This window comes from Stenotrophomonas sp. BR163 (assembly GCF_047520985.2).
GTDB lineage: Bacteria > Pseudomonadota > Gammaproteobacteria > Xanthomonadales > Xanthomonadaceae > Stenotrophomonas > Stenotrophomonas sepilia.
On sequence record NZ_JAXBRE020000002.1, the window covers coordinates 126,424 to 144,956 of the forward strand.

Sequence of the window (18,533 nt, forward strand, 5' to 3'; positions counted from 1 at the left end):
CATTGCGGCGAAAGATGGGCCGCGGCATCGTAGTAAGGCTGACTACAGGGACTTCTCGTGGACAACCGAGATCAGCCAAGCACGCCTTACTTCATCCGATGCATCCAAAGTCCGTGGCTACCCGAGACAGGCGCGCATACGGACGATCTACGCAGCTTACAGGCACATTGGAGCGAGGCAGCGATTCCAGAGGGCTTCATACAGCTCCTGCGTTGGTCAAACGGTGGGCGCTGCGTGTTCCCTCATGCTTATGTCGACCTGTGGTCCATCGCCAGCATCATTCAGCTTAACGGCAGCTACCAGATCCGTCGTTATCTTGGCGACTCCCTGATGGGCATTGGAACGGACGGTGGATCGACGCTCATTGCGCTCGATCTCCGTTTGCTCAGACCCGGCCAGATCGTCTCATTCGATCTGGCCGATCTCGATATCAGCCAGGGCAAGCCCATCGCCGAATCTATTGCCGAACTCTTTCGTAAGTTCGACAGCGGCCTGCTGACTAGCGACAACCTTTATCCTTGAACATGGAAATGCCGGCCAGCGGCCGGCACTACCACGTGCTACCAGGCACGGCCCGGCGCCACCCTGCGGGCCTCAATACACCGGCAGATCGATGTAGCTCGCCTGCGCCGCGCTATGCCAGACCCGCTGCGTGGCCTTCTGGTAATCGCCCGGCTTGGCCAGGTAGATGTTCGGCACGTAGGTCTGCGGGTTGCGGTCGTACAACGGGAACAGGCTGGACTGCACCTGCACCATCACCCGGTGGCCCTTCTGGAACGTGTGGTTGGCGTTGGGCAGGTCAAAACGGTACGGCAGCACCTGGTTGGCGGCCAGCGGCTTCGGATCGCTGAAGCTCTCGCGGTAGCGGCCACGGAAGATCGCCAGCGACACCGGCAGCTCATAGCCCCCCATTTCCGGCGTCGACGCTTCCTGGTCCGGATACACGTCGATCAGCTTCACCACCCAGTCGCTGTCGGTGCCGCTGGTCGAGGCCTGCAGGTGCACCACCGGCGCGCCGCCGATGCGCAACGGCGCGGTCAGCGGTTCGGTGATGAAGGTCAGCACATCCGGACGACCATCGACAAAGCGCTGGTCCTTGACCAGCCAGGTGGTCCACATGTCGCGGTCACCGAAGCGGACCGGGCGCGGCACGAACGGCACCGGCTTGGCCGGGTCGGACACGTATTCCTCGAAGTCCCCCTCGCCCGCCGCCGGTGCCTGGAACGCCAGCTTGCCGCCGGCGCGCAGGTACAGCGGCTTGCTGCTCGCGGCACAGCCCTTGTCGCAGCTGCGCGGCCAACCCTTCAGGCGGTCCCAGTGGTTTTCGCCGGTGTTGTAGATCAGCACCGGCGGCGTATCGGCCTTCGGCGCGCCATCCACCAGGTACTGGTCGAAGAAGGGCTTGAGCACGTCACGGCGGAACTGCAGCGCGGTATCGCCGTCGAACTTCAGCGCACCCAGTTCGCTGCCGCTGTAGTTCACCTGGCTGTGTCGCCACGGGCCCATCACCAGGTAATTGCGGTTGTTGCCGCTATCGCGTCCTTCCATCGCCTGATAGGCGTGGTTGGCACCCCACATGTCCTCCTGGTCCCACAGGCCCTGCAGCCACATGGTCGGCACCTTCAGCGGTGTCTTTGCCATCACCGCGTCCAGCGCCTGGCCCTGCCAGAAGCCGTCATAGGCCGGATGCTCGACCAGCTTCTTCCACCAGGTCAGCTGGTCCACGCCGGTGAAGCGCGCATAGTCACCGGCCGAACCGATGCGCAGGAAGGTGCTGTAGTCGTCGTAGCCGAGGCTGGGCAGCGGCGTACCCTTGCCGCGCTTCTCGGTCTGCATGGCGAAGTAGTTGAAGTTGACCTGGCGGAACGCACCGTAGTTGAGCCAGTCGTCGCCCATCCAGCCATCGACCATCGGGCTCTGTGGTGCGGCCACCTTCAGTGCCGGGTGCGGGTCGGTCAGCGCCATCACCACGGTGAAGCCCTCGTACGACGAGCCGAGCATGCCGACCTTGCCATTGCTCTCCGGTACGTTCTTCACCAGCCAGTCGATGGTGTCCCAGGCGTCGGTGGAATGGTCGACTTTGGTGTTGTTCAACGGCCCGCGCAGCGGCCGGGTCATCACGTAATCGCCCTCGGAGCCATACTTGCCGCGGATATCCTGGAACACGCGGATGTAGCCGCCGTCGACAAACACCTCGTCACCCTGCGGCAACAGGTCGCGCATGCGCGGCGAATCACTGCGGCTGGCGCGACCGGCAGCATCATAGGGAGTCCGGGTCAGCAGGATCGGCGCATTGCGGGCGCCCTTGGGCACGACGATCACCGTATACAGCTTGGTGCCATCACGCATCGGCACCATCACCACGCGCTTGTCGTAGTCGCGACCGACATCGGGGGCAACGAACGGCTTGCCGCTGATATCCGGGGTCATCGGCGGGGTATCGGCGGCCAGCACGGTGCTGGACAGGCAAAGGGCAATGGCTACAGCGACGGCACGCACACGCATGGACAACCCCTCCCGGCAGGAAAGCCTCAAGCCTACTCCTGCCTGGCGCCGTGAAGTGTGTGCATGCTTTGCATTCTTCGGTCGATGCAGGCAGGACTGATGGCACATGTGCGGCCCGACGGGCACACATCCATCTGGCCGTTGTAGAGCCGAGCCCACGCTCGGCTGGGGCCACTGCAACCTCCGAAGAGCAGCCGAGCGTGGGCTCGGCTCTACAGCATCAGGCTGCCGTCACCTCATGCAGCGCCAGCCAGCACCAGCGCCCCTGCTCGTGCCTCAGTACCGCCAACGACTCCCGCCATGCGGGTGCGCCGCCGTCGACCGAATGCCCTTCGCGATAGCGCAGCACCGCCAGCGGTGATGGCGCCTCCACCGCCTGCACGGCCTGTATGGAAATCAGCAGCCCCGGACCCGCGCCATGGCCGCCCACGAACAGCGCCTGCACGGCCTTCCGGTCCATTCGGCGTCCTGCGATACCGACCATGCTGAAGTCCGCACTGAAGTGCGCCATCAGATCCTCCAGCGCATCGGTGCCGACGTCGGCACGGAACCAAGCCTGCAGCTTGTCGTGCAGGAGGTGGATTTCATGTTCTGCACTGATGTCCATCAAGCATTCTCGGGTTGGGAAAGGGAAACTGCGTCCGACCGGCGCAGCAGCGTCATCGGCAGCAGCGTCATTGCAGCGGCCAAACCCAGCGCCACGCTGGTGGCGCGTTCCGGCAGCCATTGCATGGCCAATGCCAGCAGCAGTGCGATGGCGGCGGTGCCGAGGCAGAAGCTGAGCTGGCGGTTGAGGTTCCAGAGTGCACTGGCATCGCCCAACGCCTCACCTTCCACGCCATGGAAGGCCAGCGTCTGCGCGGTGCTGCTGCACAGGCTGCCGCCGGCGCCCATCAGCGCGAACAACAATCCAGCCAGCACGAAGGACGGCTGTGGCAGCAGCGCCATCAGCAACAGGCCGCTGGCCTGCAGGAGCATGCCGGCGCCCAGTACCGCGGCCGGACCGAAGCGAGCCAGCAGGCGCTTGCTGGCCATGATCGCGATGGCCGCAGCCAGCGCCCAGGGCAGCATCAGCGCGCCGATGCGTGCCGCGCTGTAACCGGCGTGGTGCAATTGCAGGGTACTGACCAGTTGGCTGCCGATGAACACACCAGGTACGGCGAGATACACCAGCATCGCCAGCCGCAGCCCGCGATGGGACAGCAGCGACCAGCGCAGCAGTGGCTGCGCCTGCTGACGTGCATGCCGCAGGTGCGCCGACGCCAGCAACAGCGCGGCCAGCAGCAACACGGCACCTGCACCGCGATGTCCCGATTCGCCCAGCCAGGTCAGCGCCAGCAGCAGCGCACCCAGCGCCAGCATCGCGGTGGACAGGGCATAGGCCTGCAGGCGCGGCGCACTGCGCGCGCCATCGGCCGGCATCCAGGCCAGCACCAGACCGATGGCCACTACCGCCAACGGCAGGCTGGCCCAGAGCACTCCGCGCCAGGACCGCCACTGCACCAGCAGCCCGCCCAGCGCCGGCGCCAGTGCTGGCACCAGCAGCGCCACCAGCAGGATGCGGCGGGTCAGCGCGCCACGTTGGTCGGGCGTGCATTGCCGGTACGCCGCGGCTTGCGCCACGGGAATCAGCAGGCCACCGGCCAGGCCCTGCAGCAGGCGCCAGCCGAGCAGCCAGCCGATTCCTGGCGCTGCGCCAGCCAGCACAGCGGCGACCGCGAACAAGAGCAACGCCACCAGCAGCAAGCGACGCTCGCCACAGCGCGCGGCCAGCCACGGCGCCAGCGGAATCACCACGCTCAGGCCCAGCATGTACGCCGTGCCGACCCAGGCCAGGGTGCTGACGTCGGCGTGCAGCTCCGCTGCCAGTTCCGGATAGGCCACCGTGGCGATGAACATGTTGACCAGATCCAGGGCGAATACCAGCAGGAAGATCGCCTCATGGCGCAGGCGGGGGGACGGCATCGGCGGCGCTCCAACAGAGAAGCCATCAGCATGCCGCCCGGGGGTTGTTGGAAAAACACGACAGCACCTGCAACACTGTCAAAACTGTTTTGACAATGAATCGCCATGGTCAGCCTCGATCGCTTCGATATTTTCCGTGCCGTGGTCGAAGCCGGCAGCCTGACCGCTGCGGCCGATCGGCTCGGCCTCAGCCGCGCGGTGGTCAGCTTCAACCTGAAGCGGCTGGAGCAGGAGCTGGGCGTGACCCTGCTACTGCGCAGTACCCGCCACCTGTCCCTGACCGAGGCCGGCGAGCAGTTCCTGCAACATTGCGTGCAGGCACTGGATGCTGCGCAGGCGGCGATCGATGCCGCGCGCCGCGACCAGCACCAGCTGCAGGGCGTGCTGCGCCTGACCACCACACCGGAGTACGCCCAGCTACGCCTGATTCCCGCGTTGGAGGCGTTCCGCGCGCAGCACCCGGCCCTGCAGCTGCACCTGTCGACCTCACCGGCACCGGCCGACCTGATTCCCGAACGCTTCGACCTGGCAATTCGCCTCGGCCGCCTGCCGGACTCGGGCCTGCACGCCAATGAACTGGAGCGCCACCCGCTGTACGCGGTGGCGGCGCCGTCCCTGCTGGCACGCCTGCCCTCTGCCGATGCGGCCGATGATCCGGCACAGCTGGGCACCCTGCCCCGCCTGGGCTATCCGCGCCTGGCCGATGTGCCGGTGATCGCGCCTGATGGCAGCGGCGCCCTGTTTGCCACCAACCCGGGCAACGCGGTGGTACGCGTGGATGGTGCCAGCAGCCTGCGCGCGTTCGCCCTGGCCGGCGCCGGGGTCACCGTGCTGCCACGCTGGCTGATCGAGGACGACCTGGCCCAGGACCGGCTGCGCCCGGTGCTGCGCCAGCACCGCTTCCCGCAGCAGAGTGTCTACGCGGTCTACCCGCACAGCACGCAGCCCTCACCGAAGGTACGGCAGCTGATTGATTTCCTGCGCGACCGGTTCGCCACATAAAAAGGGGACGGAGGGGATTAAGTCGTTTATGCATAAACGACTTAATCCCCTCCGTCCCCTTTTTCAGACACGGCCCTGTGCGGGCCGTGTGTCAGGCATCAGCGCAGCACCTGCTCCACCAGCTGCACGTCCACGGTCTGCAGCGGCTCGGCGGCATTGCGCGCCAGCTGCACCTGGTAGGTGCCACCGTCGATCTTCCACTGGCGCGCCTGTGCATCGTAGTGGGCCAGGGTCTTCGGCTCGGCTTCGATGCGGATGCGGCGCTGTTCGCCCGGCTGCAGGTTCACCTTGTCGTAGCCGATCAGGCGGATCGGCGTGGTGCTGCCTGCCGGCAGCTTCAGGTACAGCTGGGCCACATCGGCGCCGGCGCGCTTGCCGGTATTGCGGATATCGACACTGGCGACCAGGCGCGAGCCTTCCACGCTCACCTTCAGGTTGTCATAGGCGAACGAGGTGTAGGACAGGCCATGACCAAAGGCGAAGGTCGGGGTCAGGCCCTTGACCGCCATCCACTTGTAGCCGACGTTGGCGCCTTCGATATCGAAATCGAACACATCACCGAACGGCTTGGCCGGCTTGAAGCCAAGGCCGTCGATATGCGGGCGCGGCAGCTGTGATTCATCCGTCACCCATGTCACCGGCAGGCGGCCGGACGGATTGACCTGGCCGGTCAACAGCGCGGCGATGCCTTCGCCACCGCGGATGCCCGGGTACCAGGCCTGCAGCATCGCTGGCACCTGCGCCAGCCAAGGGGTGCGCACCGGGCCGTTGGTTTCCAGCACCAGCACGGTCTTCGGGTTGGCCTTGGCCACCGCCGAGATCAGGGCATCCTGGTTGTCCGGCAGCTGCATGTCCGGCAGGTCCACCGATTCGGCGGCCCACTGCGTGGCAAACACAATGGCCACATCGGCCTGCGCGGCGGCCCTGGCCGCAGCGGCGGCATTGGTCCCGTCCACATACTCGATGGTTGCGTCAGGGCGCGCCGCACGCAGCGATTCCAGCGGCGAGGACGGGTGGAAGATCACCGGGCCCGGCCAGGTGGTCGGCAGCACGCCCGGCACCGCGTTGGTGCCCTTGGCGGTCACGCCCACCATCGACGAACCACCGCCGCCGATCACGCCCTTGTCGGCATGGCCGCCGATGATGACGATGCGCTTCACGCTGTCGGCCAGCGGCAGCAGGTTGCCCTCATTGCGCAGCAGCACGCTGCCCTCTTCCACCGTACGCTGGGCCACGGCGAAGCCGGCCTCGGCATCCACCTTCTGGTGCTGCGGCGGGTTGTCGAAGTTGCCATGCAGGAACATCGTGCGCAGGATGCGCGCCACCATGTCATTCAGGCGCGCCTGCGGCACCACGCCGCCATGCACAGCCAGACGCAGCGGTTCGTCGAAGAACACCGCCGCGTCGAACACTTCACCGGCCGACTGCTGGTCCAGGCCGGCCAGCGCCGCCTTCGAACCGCTGTGCACGCCGCCCCAGTCGGACATCACGAAACCGGGGAACTTCCATTCCTGCTTCAGCACCTGGTTCATCAGGTAGCCGTTCTCGCAGCCGTAGGTGCCGTTGATCTTGTTGTACGAGCACATCGCCACGCCCGGGCGGCCAGCCTCCAGCGCGATCTCGAAGGCCAGCAGGTCCGACTCGTGCATGGCCTGTTCGCCGATGCGCACGTCATGGAAGTTGCGCCGGGTCTCCATGTCGTTCAGCGCGAAGTGCTTCATCGAGGAGATCACGTGCTGGCTCTGCACGCCCTGGATCAGCGCGCCGACCATCGAACCGGCCAGCAGCGGGTCCTCACCGGCATATTCGAAGTTGCGGCCGTTGCGTGGATCGCGCTGCAGGTTGACGCTGCCCGACAGCAGGATGTTGAAGCGCTGCTGCCACGCCTCGCGGCCCATGGTCGCGCCACCTGCGAAGGCGACTTCGCGGTTCCAGCTGGACGCGGTGGATGGGCCTGAGGGCATTGCCGTGGCGAAATCGCCCGGACGGATGCCGCCCGGATTGGTCACGCCGACGCCGGCATCGGCCGACTGCTGCGACGGAATGCCCAGCCGCGCCACGCCCGGCACGAAACCGGCCGAACCGACCGCACCTTCCGGCAGTGGGCCACCGTCCTTGCCCAGCCCGAAGTAGCTGTGCAGCATCTGGAACTTCTCATCCTCGGTCATCGCCTTCAGCAGCAGCGCGGCGCGTGCATCGGCGTTGAGGGCGGTGTCCATCCATGGCTTTTCGCCGTGCTTGTCGGCGGCATAGGCCAGTGTCAGCAGGGTGGCGCGCAGGGTGCTGCCCTCCACCTTGAACGGTGCGCTGCTGGCGGCCTGGAAACCGTCGCTGAAATAGCTGGCATCCGCTTCCAGCGCCACACGCGCCGGATCGAAGCCGGCGGCCTTGGCCGATTCACCGGCCACTGCGCCGAGCAGCACCGCCGGTGCACCCAGCCGCGAACGGGTGACCAGCGCCGGCAGCTGCGCGGCACCTGCGCCGGCATCGGTATAGACCGCCACGGTGTGGCGGCCATCGTCCAGGCGCAGGTAGTTCAGACCCGGCTGGTCCGGGCCGGATTCAGCGGCGATCGGCAGCCGGGTCAGCACGGCCTGGCCGCGCTGGGTCTGGCCATCGTCCTTGCCCGCAGCAATGAAGCGGTATTCGTAACCCAGTCCGTCGGCCAGCACCTGCAGTGGATCGACCTGGCCAATACCGCGCTGCACCTGGCGCACGCTCACCGCGTCCACCTGCAGGGTCTTCAGCTGGGCGGCCAAGGCCGGCAGCGCCTCGGCGGTCGGGGCCTGTTCCAGGGTCAGCACGGTGAACGCGGCAGGGTCGGCCCACGCTGGAGCGGCCAGTGCAGCGGACAGGGCCAGGGACAGTACAAGCGGCTTTGTAAACGTTTTCATCGACAGGCGTAATTCCGTTGCCAAGGCAATCGGTCCAGGGAAAGTGCCGCCGAAGGGTGCAGCGTTCATGCCGCGCAGGGATTGCCAGGCAACCTCCCGCAGGCCGAAGGACAGGCCGGTCTGCGCGCGGGACCCTCCTCCCGGCGTGACAACCTGCCTGCCCGGGCCGCGCAGGGCGACCCAATCCTATGAAGATTGTGCGAGGGCGTTCACACCTGTCAACAGGACCTAAGTCACAGGGGCGATCGCTGCCTGCAGTTATCAGGCCATCACCGGCGGTCATCAGCGCGCCGTGCGAGGCTGCCGATAATGAAGGTCCCTGGCCACGAACCGATCCCATGACCGTCCACCGCGACTTCGACCATCTCTGGCGCGACCGCTGCGATACGTCCAGCCAGCGCGCACCGCGTGTGCTGATCCGGGTGTTCGTGGCCCCCGGTGAGCTGGAACGCAGCGTGGCGTTCTACGAGCAGTTGCAGGGCGTGGTGGCCGATGCGGGCTTTCCATTTCCGGAGGCCGGGCTGCGCCTGGCCATGGTCGGTGCGTTCCTGTTGATCGAGGGCAGCGAGGCGGCGCTGGCGCCGTTCACCTCGACCACGGGGACACTGCTGGTCGATGACGTTCGGCCTTATCACGACAAACTGGTCGCCGCCGGCGCCGAGATCATCTTCCCGTTGCAAGTGGTCCCGACCGGGGCGGCGTTCAATGCGGTGCATCCCGATGGCACGGTGGTCGAGTACGTGCATCACCGGCCGGATCCGCACGGGCGGTGAGGGTGCGCACGGCACCCGCGGTAGTGCCGGCCGCTGGCCGGCAACCTTAGAAGCAACAGCCGAAGCAAAAGCGGGCTTCCTGTGGGATGGCGGGGTGGGTCCGGTTGCGGGGGACGGCGCAAGTACGTCCATGTAGCCTCGGTCGCGCCATCCATGGCGCTCACGCCCCCGCAACCGGACCCACCCCGCCTTCGACAATTCGTCGCAATCTGCAGTAGATCCACGCCATGCGTGGATGCTCTTCGATCAATCGTCGAATTACTCGATTTCGATGGAGATTCATCCACGCATGGCGTGGATCTACAATCCCTCCATGTCCTCCCCCGCCCTGCCCTGGAATGGCACGTTGCTGCTGGATGCTCACGTGGCCGTGCTGCAGGGCCATGCTGGTGGCAGCGCCTCGCATGCGCACTACGCCCATCAATTGCTGCTAAGCGACGGTACGCCCTGGCACGTCGAGATCGATGGCGTACAGCAGCAGGGCCAGCGGCTATGGCTGCCTTCGTTCCAGCCGCACGCGATCCTGTCGGCACCGGAAGCAGGCTGCACGGTGTTCCTTGAGCCGGCCCACGCCGATCCCACCCAGATCCAGCAGCATCTGCACGCGCTGCCGGGCAACGCGCTGGAGCTGCGCGATTGGTTGCCACGGCTGAGCCGCCCGCAACCGCTGGACCGCCGCGTGCAGGCGGCGTTGGCCCGTATCGCCCAGTACCTGCCCGGCCCGGTGCCGGCTGCCGACATCGCCGAAGCCGCGCACCTGTCGACCAGCCAGCTGCACCGGCGTTTCCAGTCCGACCTGGCGGTGACCCTGCGCGGCTGGGTGCTGTGGCAGCGCTTGCGTACCGCGCTCGCGCACCACCTGCAGGGGCACAGCCTGACCGCCAGCGCGCATGCGGCCGGCTTCGCCGACCTGGCCCATCTCTCGCGCAGCCTGCGCCGCATGTTCGGCATCGGTGCCGCACAGCTGCAGGGCCTGCAGTTGCACGCAACCTGACACGGCCGATCACGCACACCTGCGCAGGCCTTCGGGCAGCTCCGGCACCTCGCCATGCGGCAGTTCACGAAACGGCGCCAGCAGCTGCCCCGCGTAATCGCGTGGATAGTCCGGTTGGCTGCCGATACCGAGATCGCATTGCTGCAGCCGATAACCGGGCGCATCGAAGGCGGTCCCCAGCAGATGATCCCATGCGGTCAGGAACAGGCCGAAGTTGACGTCACCGGCGGTGCCGTAACGCATGTGATGGAAGCGATGCAGCGGTGCCCACGCCATCACCCGGCCCATCACACCCGGGCGCATGTCCACGTTGGAGTGCTGCAGCAGCAGCTGGATGGCGATGGCAAACGCCAGCACCGCCGCCACCGGCATCGGCAGGCCCAGCAGCAACAATGGCAGCACGCCGCCCACCGCTTCGGCCGCCTGGTGCAGCGGGTGTTTCATCAGGCCGTTGAAGCCATACATGCGGGTCACGCTGTGATGCACCGCATGCAGGCGCCACAACCAGCCGATGCGATGGCTTGCGTAGTGCACCAGGGTGATGCCGAGATCGGCAGCGATGATCGCCACCAGTACCTGCAGTGCGAACGGCCACTGCAGCGGCCAGACCTGCCACGGAATGATCGCCGCCAGCAGCGGCACCGCGGCGATCGATAGCAGATTCAGGCTCTCGTTGACCAGCGCGTGCAGGGCATCACGCACACGGTCGCCGTGGTCGCGGTTGAACGCAGGGTCATACGGCCAGGCGCGCTCGGCGACGAACGAAACCGCAATGGCGATCGCCAGCAGGGCCAGCAGCCACAACGGATCGCCATGGCAGTGGCCGACCCAGACGACGGCAGTGGCAACGAACCCCAGCAGGAACAACGGGGCATACAGGCGCAGGATCCAGTGCTTCATGGGCAACCCGGGAAATGAGGGCCTGCATGCTGGCGTGGCGTGCGGGTTGCTGGCTTGAACAAACGGCGCAACCCTGCCGCACCGCGTTTCCCACATCCACGCATGGCGTGGATCTACAATGGCGCCCTCATCGCGCCCGGGACCGGCATGGATTCCTTCAACCTGATGCGTGCCTTCCGCCGCATCGTCGAACGCGGCGGGCTGGCCCGCGCCGCCGAAGACCTGGGCATGTCGCCCGCCGGGCTCAGCAAACAGCTGCGCACGCTGGAAGCGCATCTGGGCGTGGTACTGCTGCAGCGGACCACGCGGCGCATGAGCCTGACCGAAACCGGCCACGCCTATTACCGCGAATGCTGCCGCCTGCTCGACGAGCTGGAAGCGCTGGAACGTGGCATCGCCGAGCAGCGTGGCGAGGTGACCGGGCGCCTGCGCGTCAATGTGCCGCAGTCGTTCGCGCTGAGCACGCTGTCGCCGCTGCTGCCCCGCTTCCTGCAGCAGCATCCGCAGCTGTCGCTGGACCTGGTGATGGAAGACCGCCTGCTCGATGCGGTCGGCGAAGGTTTCGATGTGTCGCTACGACTGCGCGCTGAGCTTGATGACTCACGACTGGTGGCACGCCGGCTGGCCTCGCTGCAGCAGGTGCTGTGCGCGGCGCCGTCCTACCTGCAGCAGCATCCGGCACCCCAGGCAGTAGGTGATCTGCAGGCCCATAGCGTGCTGGCCTACAGCCTGTCCGACTCACCGGGCAGTTGGCCGCTGCTCGGCCCGGATGGCCAGGTGACGATCACCCTGCCGGCACGCGTGACCGTCAACAACAGCCTGCTATTGCGTGACCTGCTGGTGGCCGGCATGGGCATCGGCGCCCTGCCCTCGTTCCTGGCGGCACCAGCGCTGGCCCGTGGCGAACTGCAGCAGGTGCTGCCCGACCATCGCTATCCGCCGCGCTTCGTGCATGCGGTCTACCCCACCTCGCGCCATCTGCAGCCCAAGGTGCGTGCCTTCATCGACTTCCTGCACGCCGAGCTGCCCGGCTGCGCCGGTCTGGATTCGTAACCGCCAGCGAAAACTGAGCTGCCCGCAGCGTGCTGTTTCGGGCACGCCGCGCTGCCTAATCTGCCGCCTCCCCTCTCACCGATGGCAGGCAGATGTCTTCCGTTCCTTCCCCCGCCACCGCAGCGCCGGTGGTCGATTTCTTCCACGACGTGGTCTGCGGCTGGTGCTTCGTGCTGGCCCCGCGCCTGCAGCAGGTATCGGCCGAACTCGGCATCCAGGTGCGCCACCGCAGCTTCGTGCTGCAGGACTCGCGCGCGCAGATGGTCGAGGTGTTCGGCTCGATGGCGCGCGCCAAGGCGATCATCCTGCGCCACTGGACCGACTGCGCCGCGCATGAAGACACCGCGCGCATCGATATCGAAGGCATGCGCGCACAGGACTTCGAGTATCCCTCCGGCTGGCTCGGCGCACTGGCCTGCCAGGCCGCAGGACTGATCGGTGGCAATGATGCCCATGGCGCGATGTTCGACGCGGTGCAATGGGCACACCTGCACCAGCACCGCAACGTCGGCGATGCCGAAGTGCTGCTGGATATTGCCGAATCGCTGGGCCATCCACGTGGCGCCTTCGCTGACCACATGCGCAGCGACGCGGTGCGCCAGCGCGTGCAGGCCGATCGCGCCGACGCTGCCGCGCTCGGCATCCGGTCCATCCCCACCGTGATCGGCGGCAACGGCCTGCGCCTGCAGACCCTGCCGCTGCTGTGCAGGGGTGAGATATATCAGGGGGGAGGCTGCGATATCTAGCCGGAAGACCCCGGAAGATGGCGGAAGTTGAAAGCCCGCCTCGCAAAGAGATTGCACTACGTGCAATTGGCTCAGGGGGCGAAAAGCCCCATCTGGCGGAGGTCGCGATCGCGCAGCTCGGCGCGTCGGATCAGCTTACGGATGCCGCGTTCAGTCATGTCGTACTTCCTGGCCAGCTCCGCGTAGGAGGCCCCGTCGCGGTGGGCGGCCAGTATCTCACGCTCTCGCTGGCTCAGCTTGAAGGCGTGATTCTTGGGGAACGAAAGCACCTGGCCGGACCAGTTCTCGGCCAGCCGGTCAGCAACCGCTGCCCCTACCTGGTCGGCGCGGTCCTGGTCGAGCCCCAGCTCCCTGGCGACGTCAGCCGCCTGGGCGGCGGCATCGGCCAAAAGCTCACTGCGGCGCGCTTCCATCAGGTTCCTGCTCATGGGACGTCCTTCGGTACAGCATGTGCGCGACGGTTCGCATCGTACTGGAGAGCGGCAATCACCTTCTGCAGCTGCTCCTTGTTGCACCACTCGATGCGAGTGACCTTGCACATGCGCAATGCCAGGCTGTGGGCGTAGGCCCAAGGCCGGCCGGCATCGGCGAGGAGTGCCTCAACCTTGGCCAGCTGAGGAGCCAGATCGCCCTTGGGACGCCCGGCCCAGCGCTCTGCGGCACGGGCCGCGCGCGCCGGCATGCCGCCCAAGCGGCGCAGCTCATTGGCGATCGCGTCCAGCTGGCGCTGGTCGCAGCTGCCAGCGCTACGCTGCGGCTGGCCGCTCTGGCCGGACACGCGCTGCACCAGGTCGCGGTAGACGTCCTCGGCCAGGCCGAGCGCCTTGGCGGCGGCATGAATGGCCGCCAAGGTGCGCTTGCGGCGGTCGGTTGGCGGACGGCTGCGGGCCATTGCTCAGCCCTCCTCTTCCAGTTGGAACGTGAGCTGCAGGACGTCGAAGAGCCTGCTGAGCTGGCCGGCCTGCAGTGCAAAGCGGGCGTCCAGCTCCTGCCGTTGCTCGTCCTCTGCCATTTCCGCCAATGACTCCAAGGCGCCGTCGAGGAACTTGAGCTTCCGAATGACCAGATCGTCACTGATCACGAAGGACAGGGTGTCCTCCATGATCAAAGCCAGCCGATAGACCTGCTTGCCTGCCTCAAGGTGCTTTTCCACCTCGTCGCAGCGCAGTTCCTGGTGCTGGCAGCGGATCATGGCACCGCCCTCAACTGGGTCGCGCAGCTCACATTCCTCGCCCAAGGCCAGGCCGGCCGGGAGCTGCTCGCCAGCGACCCAGCCTGTCAGCACGGAACGGGGAGCGACCGCAGCGCGGAGCCTACTGGCCGGGAAGCTCCCAAGCAGGCCCCTCACTTCTGACACGGCGTCGCTCGCGACCGTGCTGCTGCTGGTGTCTACGAACGCAATACCCCGCTGGGTATCCACGAACATGTCCACGCGGGCCGACTTGACCAGGGCGCGGGGCAGCAGCTCATGCAGCAGGTCGTCCTTCATGCGGCGCCGCTCGCGGCCACCTGGCCGCCGGCCCTGCGCTTCCAGCGCCTGCAGCCGGGTCTCCAGCATTTCATTGACGCTCGCGGCCGGAATGATCTTGGTCTCGGTGCCGATCGCCAGCCAGAGGAACGCGCCGGAGCGGTGCGACAACGCCGCACCGCTCTCACGACCATACGGAGAAATGAACCCGCGCGACGACAGCTCCAGTGCCCCCACCGGTTGCAGCTGGGACAGTGGTAGCAGCTTCTCCACCTGCGACCAGTCGATCACGGGAGAGAACTGGAACATCGTGACGTTCCGAATGAACATCAGACCTCCAGCTCCGTGACGCGCAGAAGCTCCGAATCCAGGTCCGGCCGGCCGTCGAAGTCGGCAAGGCGAATGGCACCGTTCGCCCCGCACCAGCCTTCCAGCTCGTCGAACTCCTTCTGCATGCCGACGACGTTGAGGCTCTGATTCACGTCAAGAACCCAGCCCAGGAACTCAGCGGCTGCCATCTTGACCACCGCCATGACGACGTCACCATCGGCCGCTTCCAGGCGCTCTTCGGCTCCAGTCCAGAACTTGTTCAGCTGCGTGGCCAGCTCGATGGTCAGGACGCGATGGTCGACATCAAGGGTGACCTCGGCATCGCCCCAATCCTGCTCAACCTTGTAGCGGCGGATGCCTTGGCAGCGCGTGGTTTGCGCGGACATCAGTTCTTCTCCTTCAACAGTTGGGTCTGGGCGGCAGTAAGGGCGGTCTGCCAGGCGGGAACTTCCTCGCCCAGCGAATCGAGCAGTCGGCGGATACCCGGCCGGGCGCCGGCGACGATCCGGCCGCCGTCCCGAACCACTGCGATGACCTGGGTCTTCCTGGTCAGCGGATCGCGGCGTGCCGGAGCTGCGGCCATCCCGCCCCAGCGCAGGCCCTTTGGCACCTGGGCGCACCAAGCGAGCCAGTGGCCTAGCGCGTCGCCCTTCGCGGCCTGGTCGGCAGCTTCGGGGACGCCCGGCACCAGCAGACAGCCCTGGCTCTCGCCCTGACCGTGGCGGGCGCGGGCGCTGACGACCTTGCGCAGCTGCGCGGCTTCGCCGCTGGCAACGAGGATTGCGTGTTCCGGCAGGTGTTCGCCGAACTCGATCAGGCCGGTGGCCCAGCAGTAGGCGATCACGCGGCCACCCCCGGCGCCTGCAGGCGCTCGATAAAGGAGTACTCGATGCCACAGCCGCCATCCTGCTCCTGGCAGCTCACATACAGCACCAGCTGCTCAGGATCGTTTTCGACCGTGGCGAGGCTTGCGAACAGCGCGGCGACGCCGCAGCTGGGGCAGCACGTGGCAAGTCGCTGTTCACCGTTCATCGGAAAGCTCCTTGTCGAAGAACTGGACCAGGGTCGGCGCGTCGATTCGCCGCTTCATATCCCAGGGGAACGCGGCGGATCCGCGACGCTCGATATAGGCGATCGCGTTGTTGACACGCTGCAGGTCCGCCGGGGAATTGGCGCCCTGGCGCGTGTCGAACATCGGATGGCCGTTCTCGTCGCGCTGCTCGTAGGCGAACAGCTCGACCTCGGAACGCACGGTGACGTCGGCAATGTCGCTGGCCAGCACCGCCAGGTAGCAGGCGTCGTGGAGGGCATGGTTAGACATGCTTCACCGCCGCGATATCCAGGCTGATGGGCTGGTACTGCCCCTGTGCATCGCGCTCGTAGAAGCGCACATAGGTCTTGCTGCCCACCACGGTCACTGCATCGCTGATCGCCGCCATCGCCTGCGTCCAGCGCGGATCGTCGAACTTCAGCCGGCGCAGGGACAGCACTTCACCGGTCTTGATACTGCCATCGTTGTCAACGCGGAAAGCGTTGTTCACCAGGGTGCGTAGCTCGGCGCGCGAGCCCTCGGTCCAGTCGTTGAGGCACTCATCAATCAGAGCCTTGGCCGCCTGCAGACGTTCGTCGAACTGGATCGAATCCTGGACCGCGCGGACGATCTTGTAGCGGCCGTCGTAGCTCATCAGGGTCACGTTGCCCTTGTCGCCGCCGATGGTGGCGCCGTACTGCTCGGCGCTCAGCTGCACGAACGCGGCGATGTCGCCGAACGCGGTACCCCGGAACTCGGCCATCTGCTGATGCAGCTTCTTGGCGCCGCTGATCAGCTCAGCGACCAGCTGGTCGCGGGCAAGATCGATCGCCGCAATCTGGTTCTCCTGAACGAGGCGGCCCTTGCGATCCTCGCGGTAGCCTTCGGGAATGGTGCTGGTGGTCATTGGGTGCCTCCTTGGACGGCGGAATCGGTACGCAGGTACATAGGGCGAAGCTGCTCAGGGACGCCCTCGACGTGGACGGGGCTGACAGCTGTGAACCAATCGGCTCGCCATCGGCGAGCAGCGTCGAGGGAAATGCCGAGCAGACGCGCGATGCGCAGCGGCGTCAGGGAGCGCTGGTCCTGTGCCTTGGCCCACAAGGCAAATCGCATCGCCCGCAGGTGGTCGTATCGCTGGCGGCCAGTGCGAGCCATCACTCCACCCCGCCGAGGATTCGGTCAAAGTGCGAATGCAGGGAATCCACGATGCGCCCGCCCAGGTACGGCGGCAGCTCGCCCTCGCGCTCCTCCTGTGACAAGCATGGCGTGCCGACCGAAGGCAGCAGCGGTCCTTCGTTGATCGCCGGGCCGATGTACTGCTGAGCGCCCTGTGTGCGACGCTCGCCATCACAGCGCTTCGGCGCGCTGCTGGCCATCTTTGCGTGCTGAGCCTGGGCGGCGGCCAACTGTCTCGGGTCGATCTTCCAGTCCTGGTTCAGGCGGTAGCGCCTGGCCAGTCGGCCGCCGACATGCTCGACCATGCCGCACTGGACTGCTTTGGTCAGGGCGTGCTGAACGTAGCCGCGGTACTCAAAACCGTGGGCCATGACGCCGTCGATCAGCGTGCGTGAATCGAGGATGCTGGTGCCCAGCACGGAGGCGAAGGCCGCCTGCAGGCGGATGCTCGGCGCGGTCACAACACCACCTCGCGGCTTTCGAAGGTGTCGCGCCTGGAGCGGATGGTGACGACCACCGGCGGACGCTCGGTCCATTCCAGCTGCAGGCCCCGGTACTCCGCCGCCAGCACGCGATCGCGGCCGCCACTGCCATTGGGGCTCCAGCGCTTGAGGTGGCCTTCAATGTCAGCCGGCGGCTGGGTGATGATCAGCACCGGGCGGCGCCCGTTGCTGTAATGGGCCAGCACGTCGATGCCGGCGTTTTCCAGTTCGCGCGCGGTGTTGGCGGCAGCGAAAAGCATGTCAGAGCTACGATCAACGTTCATCGTTGGTGTCCTCGTCGGTGATGGGCTTGGTCAGCCCGAGTTGTCCGTACAGATCCGGCAGGGCTACGCGCTTCATGGCGCACACCTGCTGCAGGGAGGTCATGGCGCGACCGGTCAGGTACTCGCAGCACCGGTCCAGTTCTTCCGCGCTGGCGGCCAAGTGATAGCCGTTCGCTGGGTGGGCGCAGATGGGATGCCCATCGCGACGCAGCTTCTCGATGATCTGGCGCAGCCGCCGCTCGTCGGCGGTGTTGAAGCGCTGCGTGACGGCATGCACCAGGTCGCGGGCGGTGATGCCGTTGACGGCACCACGGCGGCCCTGCAGCTCCGCCAGCACCGCCTCGGGGGACAGCTCTTGCGGTAGCAGGGCCAGCTGCATGTCAGTCGGCCCCCCTATCGATGCCAGCGGCGATGGCCAGGTCGAGGATCTCGTCCAGTTCCAACAGCCAGCGCTTGTCGGTGGCGTGCGAAACCACCATCACACCACTGTGAATCCAGACCTCGACCGTGTAATCACGCCTGGTCTCAGGGTCCTGGACCTGTACCGTTCCCACATGCGACGCGGTTGGGAACAGAGGTGCATGCACCAGCGCCCCAATGGCCTTCCTCCGCTGAGGATGCTTAGCGCTGTGGTGCTGGCGATTCCGCAACTGGCCAAGGCAGCGCTTTAGGGTGGGCACAGCCATCATTCCTCCTCGTCCTGGTCGTCATCGCGGAGCTGATCAATAAGGGCGCGCAGCTGCTGCTGGGACAGGCCGGCCAGGCAGGTGTCCATGCTCTGTCCGTCCAGCCACTCAATGCCTGCGCGGCGGAAGATGTCGCGGTGCATGACCGTCACCTGGCGATGCGGCAGCTCCGCATCCCGCAGCACCTGGACAGCAAACCCGCGCAGGTACTGCGTGCCTTCGGCCGTGGAAGCGATCGCCAT

Annotated in this window: 23 protein-coding genes; 6 read left to right on the plus strand and 17 right to left on the minus strand. The window is 66.5% G+C overall.

The window, feature by feature from the left end:
* Nucleotides 1–57: 57 nt before the first annotated feature.
* Nucleotides 58–522 carry an SMI1/KNR4 family protein gene (locus tag ACM0PY_RS01920; protein ID WP_134956073.1) on the plus strand — a complete coding sequence of 155 codons (465 nt, stop codon included), beginning with the start codon at nt 58–60 and terminating at the stop codon, nt 520–522.
* Between the two features lie 72 nt (nt 523–594).
* Here ACM0PY_RS01920 and ACM0PY_RS01925 read toward each other — a convergent pair whose 3' ends face one another.
* The 3 genes from ACM0PY_RS01925 to ACM0PY_RS01935 form a co-directional block, all read right to left on the minus strand.
* On the minus strand, nt 595–2,505 hold the full coding sequence (locus ACM0PY_RS01925; RefSeq protein WP_043035207.1) for a CocE/NonD family hydrolase: 1,911 nt from the start codon (nt 2,503–2,505) through the stop codon (nt 595–597).
* A 220-nt stretch (nt 2,506–2,725) separates the two neighbouring features.
* A complete protein-coding gene (locus ACM0PY_RS01930) occupies nt 2,726–3,112 on the minus strand; it encodes a DUF4440 domain-containing protein (protein WP_180886337.1) in 387 nt (128 codons plus the stop codon).
* Nucleotides 3,112–4,470 carry an MFS transporter gene (locus ACM0PY_RS01935; RefSeq protein ID WP_180886336.1) on the minus strand — a complete coding sequence of 453 codons (1,359 nt, stop codon included), beginning with the start codon at nt 4,468–4,470 and terminating at the stop codon, nt 3,112–3,114. Before ACM0PY_RS01935 ends, ACM0PY_RS01930 begins: the two co-directional genes overlap by 1 nt.
* 105 nt (nt 4,471–4,575) lie before the next feature.
* On the opposite strand from ACM0PY_RS01935, the gene ACM0PY_RS01940 reads away from it, so the two are divergent.
* On the plus strand, nt 4,576–5,472 hold the full coding sequence (locus tag ACM0PY_RS01940) for a LysR family transcriptional regulator (RefSeq protein ID WP_180886334.1): 897 nt from the start codon (nt 4,576–4,578) through the stop codon (nt 5,470–5,472).
* Nucleotides 5,473–5,570: 98 nt separating this feature from the next.
* Here ACM0PY_RS01940 and ACM0PY_RS01945 read toward each other — a convergent pair whose 3' ends face one another.
* Nucleotides 5,571–8,366, minus strand: coding sequence for a beta-glucosidase family protein (locus tag ACM0PY_RS01945; RefSeq protein WP_180886332.1), 2,796 nt, complete (start codon nt 8,364–8,366; stop codon nt 5,571–5,573).
* 338 nt (nt 8,367–8,704) lie between these two features.
* On the opposite strand from ACM0PY_RS01945, the gene ACM0PY_RS01950 reads away from it, so the two are divergent.
* Together ACM0PY_RS01950 and ACM0PY_RS01955 are read left to right on the plus strand one after the other, a co-directional pair.
* Nucleotides 8,705–9,139: a VOC family protein gene (locus tag ACM0PY_RS01950; RefSeq protein ID WP_021204492.1), complete on the plus strand. Its 435-nt coding sequence runs from the start codon at nt 8,705–8,707 to the stop codon at nt 9,137–9,139.
* 289 nt (nt 9,140–9,428) lie between these two features.
* Nucleotides 9,429–10,133 carry a helix-turn-helix domain-containing protein gene (locus ACM0PY_RS01955; protein ID WP_180886331.1) on the plus strand — a complete coding sequence of 235 codons (705 nt, stop codon included), beginning with the start codon at nt 9,429–9,431 and terminating at the stop codon, nt 10,131–10,133.
* Nucleotides 10,134–10,142: 9 nt separating this feature from the next.
* Here ACM0PY_RS01955 and ACM0PY_RS01960 read toward each other — a convergent pair whose 3' ends face one another.
* Nucleotides 10,143–11,033, minus strand: coding sequence for a sterol desaturase family protein (locus ACM0PY_RS01960; protein ID WP_134972516.1), 891 nt, complete (start codon nt 11,031–11,033; stop codon nt 10,143–10,145).
* Nucleotides 11,034–11,135: 102 nt separating this feature from the next.
* Here ACM0PY_RS01960 and ACM0PY_RS01965 point away from each other — a divergent pair, with 102 nt between their 5' ends.
* Together ACM0PY_RS01965 and ACM0PY_RS01970 are read left to right on the plus strand one after the other, a co-directional pair.
* A complete protein-coding gene (locus tag ACM0PY_RS01965; protein ID WP_172412164.1) occupies nt 11,136–12,086 on the plus strand; it encodes a LysR family transcriptional regulator in 951 nt (316 codons plus the stop codon).
* A 92-nt stretch (nt 12,087–12,178) separates the two neighbouring features.
* Nucleotides 12,179–12,832 (plus strand): DsbA family oxidoreductase, encoded by a 654-nt coding sequence (locus ACM0PY_RS01970; RefSeq protein ID WP_414609365.1) that lies wholly within the window; start codon nt 12,179–12,181, stop codon nt 12,830–12,832.
* Between the two features lie 71 nt (nt 12,833–12,903).
* On the opposite strand, the gene ACM0PY_RS01975 is transcribed toward ACM0PY_RS01970, so the two are convergent.
* The 12 genes from ACM0PY_RS01975 to ACM0PY_RS02030 all read right to left on the minus strand — a co-directional run bounded on the left by ACM0PY_RS01975 (nt 12,904) and on the right by ACM0PY_RS02030 (nt 18,533).
* Nucleotides 12,904–13,260, minus strand: coding sequence for a Mor transcription activator family protein (locus ACM0PY_RS01975; protein ID WP_046428407.1), 357 nt, complete (start codon nt 13,258–13,260; stop codon nt 12,904–12,906).
* Entirely contained in the window at nt 13,257–13,724 is a 468-nt protein-coding gene (locus ACM0PY_RS01980) for a regulatory protein GemA (protein WP_046428405.1), read from the minus strand. The genes ACM0PY_RS01975 and ACM0PY_RS01980 overlap by 4 nt, the downstream gene beginning before the upstream one ends.
* A 3-nt stretch (nt 13,725–13,727) precedes the next feature.
* Nucleotides 13,728–14,630, minus strand: coding sequence for a recombination-associated protein RdgC (locus tag ACM0PY_RS01985; RefSeq protein WP_032960477.1), 903 nt, complete (start codon nt 14,628–14,630; stop codon nt 13,728–13,730).
* Complete coding sequence (locus tag ACM0PY_RS01990) at nt 14,630–15,016, minus strand: DUF2528 family protein (protein WP_050483563.1); 387 nt, start codon at nt 15,014–15,016, stop codon at nt 14,630–14,632. Before ACM0PY_RS01990 ends, ACM0PY_RS01985 begins: the two co-directional genes overlap by 1 nt.
* Nucleotides 15,016–15,474, minus strand: coding sequence for a hypothetical protein (locus ACM0PY_RS01995; RefSeq protein ID WP_180886842.1), 459 nt, complete (start codon nt 15,472–15,474; stop codon nt 15,016–15,018). The genes ACM0PY_RS01990 and ACM0PY_RS01995 overlap by 1 nt, the downstream gene beginning before the upstream one ends.
* Nucleotides 15,471–15,662: a hypothetical protein gene (locus ACM0PY_RS02000; protein WP_032960479.1), complete on the minus strand. Its 192-nt coding sequence runs from the start codon at nt 15,660–15,662 to the stop codon at nt 15,471–15,473. The genes ACM0PY_RS01995 and ACM0PY_RS02000 overlap by 4 nt, the downstream gene beginning before the upstream one ends.
* Nucleotides 15,652–15,951, minus strand: a complete 300-nt coding sequence (locus ACM0PY_RS02005; protein WP_032960481.1) for a hypothetical protein — start codon at nt 15,949–15,951, stop codon at nt 15,652–15,654. The genes ACM0PY_RS02000 and ACM0PY_RS02005 overlap by 11 nt, the downstream gene beginning before the upstream one ends.
* Complete coding sequence (locus ACM0PY_RS02010) at nt 15,944–16,567, minus strand: DUF3164 family protein (protein ID WP_032960483.1); 624 nt, start codon at nt 16,565–16,567, stop codon at nt 15,944–15,946. The genes ACM0PY_RS02005 and ACM0PY_RS02010 overlap by 8 nt, the downstream gene beginning before the upstream one ends.
* Before the next feature lie 250 nt (nt 16,568–16,817).
* Nucleotides 16,818–17,300 (minus strand): hypothetical protein, encoded by a 483-nt coding sequence (locus ACM0PY_RS02015; protein ID WP_032960487.1) that lies wholly within the window; start codon nt 17,298–17,300, stop codon nt 16,818–16,820.
* A complete protein-coding gene (locus ACM0PY_RS02020) occupies nt 17,297–17,605 on the minus strand; it encodes a Kil protein family (protein WP_180886844.1) in 309 nt (102 codons plus the stop codon). The genes ACM0PY_RS02015 and ACM0PY_RS02020 overlap by 4 nt, the downstream gene beginning before the upstream one ends.
* Nucleotides 17,595–17,984, minus strand: a complete 390-nt coding sequence (locus ACM0PY_RS02025) for a hypothetical protein (protein ID WP_050483564.1) — start codon at nt 17,982–17,984, stop codon at nt 17,595–17,597. The genes ACM0PY_RS02020 and ACM0PY_RS02025 overlap by 11 nt, the downstream gene beginning before the upstream one ends.
* A 306-nt stretch (nt 17,985–18,290) precedes the next feature.
* Entirely contained in the window at nt 18,291–18,533 is a 243-nt protein-coding gene (locus tag ACM0PY_RS02030) for a hypothetical protein (protein ID WP_032960493.1), read from the minus strand.

Bases quoted from the DNA above. Each gene is read 5' to 3' on its own strand.
- ACM0PY_RS01925 (WP_043035207.1), bottom strand. From the start codon at position 2,505: ATGCGTGTGCGTGCCGTCGCTGTAGCCATTGCCCTTTGCCTGTCCAGC.
- ACM0PY_RS01930 (WP_180886337.1), bottom strand. From the start codon at position 3,112: ATGGACATCAGTGCAGAACATGAAATCCACCTCCTGCACGACAAGCTG.
- ACM0PY_RS01935 (WP_180886336.1), bottom strand. From the start codon at position 4,470: ATGCCGTCCCCCCGCCTGCGCCATGAGGCGATCTTCCTGCTGGTATTC.
- ACM0PY_RS01940 (WP_180886334.1), top strand. From the start codon at position 4,576: ATGGTCAGCCTCGATCGCTTCGATATTTTCCGTGCCGTGGTCGAAGCC.
- ACM0PY_RS01945 (WP_180886332.1), bottom strand. From the start codon at position 8,366: ATGAAAACGTTTACAAAGCCGCTTGTACTGTCCCTGGCCCTGTCCGCT.
- ACM0PY_RS01950 (WP_021204492.1), top strand. From the start codon at position 8,705: ATGACCGTCCACCGCGACTTCGACCATCTCTGGCGCGACCGCTGCGAT.
- ACM0PY_RS01955 (WP_180886331.1), top strand. From the start codon at position 9,429: ATGGCGTGGATCTACAATCCCTCCATGTCCTCCCCCGCCCTGCCCTGG.
- ACM0PY_RS01960 (WP_134972516.1), bottom strand. From the start codon at position 11,033: ATGAAGCACTGGATCCTGCGCCTGTATGCCCCGTTGTTCCTGCTGGGG.
- ACM0PY_RS01965 (WP_172412164.1), top strand. From the start codon at position 11,136: ATGGCGTGGATCTACAATGGCGCCCTCATCGCGCCCGGGACCGGCATG.
- ACM0PY_RS01970 (WP_414609365.1), top strand. From the start codon at position 12,179: ATGTCTTCCGTTCCTTCCCCCGCCACCGCAGCGCCGGTGGTCGATTTC.
- ACM0PY_RS01975 (WP_046428407.1), bottom strand. From the start codon at position 13,260: ATGAGCAGGAACCTGATGGAAGCGCGCCGCAGTGAGCTTTTGGCCGAT.
- ACM0PY_RS01980 (WP_046428405.1), bottom strand. From the start codon at position 13,724: ATGGCCCGCAGCCGTCCGCCAACCGACCGCCGCAAGCGCACCTTGGCG.
- ACM0PY_RS01985 (WP_032960477.1), bottom strand. From the start codon at position 14,630: ATGTTCATTCGGAACGTCACGATGTTCCAGTTCTCTCCCGTGATCGAC.
- ACM0PY_RS01990 (WP_050483563.1), bottom strand. From the start codon at position 15,016: ATGTCCGCGCAAACCACGCGCTGCCAAGGCATCCGCCGCTACAAGGTT.
- ACM0PY_RS02000 (WP_032960479.1), bottom strand. From the start codon at position 15,662: ATGAACGGTGAACAGCGACTTGCCACGTGCTGCCCCAGCTGCGGCGTC.
- ACM0PY_RS02005 (WP_032960481.1), bottom strand. From the start codon at position 15,951: ATGTCTAACCATGCCCTCCACGACGCCTGCTACCTGGCGGTGCTGGCC.
- ACM0PY_RS02010 (WP_032960483.1), bottom strand. From the start codon at position 16,567: ATGACCACCAGCACCATTCCCGAAGGCTACCGCGAGGATCGCAAGGGC.
- ACM0PY_RS02020 (WP_180886844.1), bottom strand. From the start codon at position 17,605: ATGAACGTTGATCGTAGCTCTGACATGCTTTTCGCTGCCGCCAACACC.
- ACM0PY_RS02025 (WP_050483564.1), bottom strand. From the start codon at position 17,984: ATGCAGCTGGCCCTGCTACCGCAAGAGCTGTCCCCCGAGGCGGTGCTG.
- ACM0PY_RS02030 (WP_032960493.1), bottom strand. From the start codon at position 18,533: ATGGCGATCGCTTCCACGGCCGAAGGCACGCAGTACCTGCGCGGGTTT.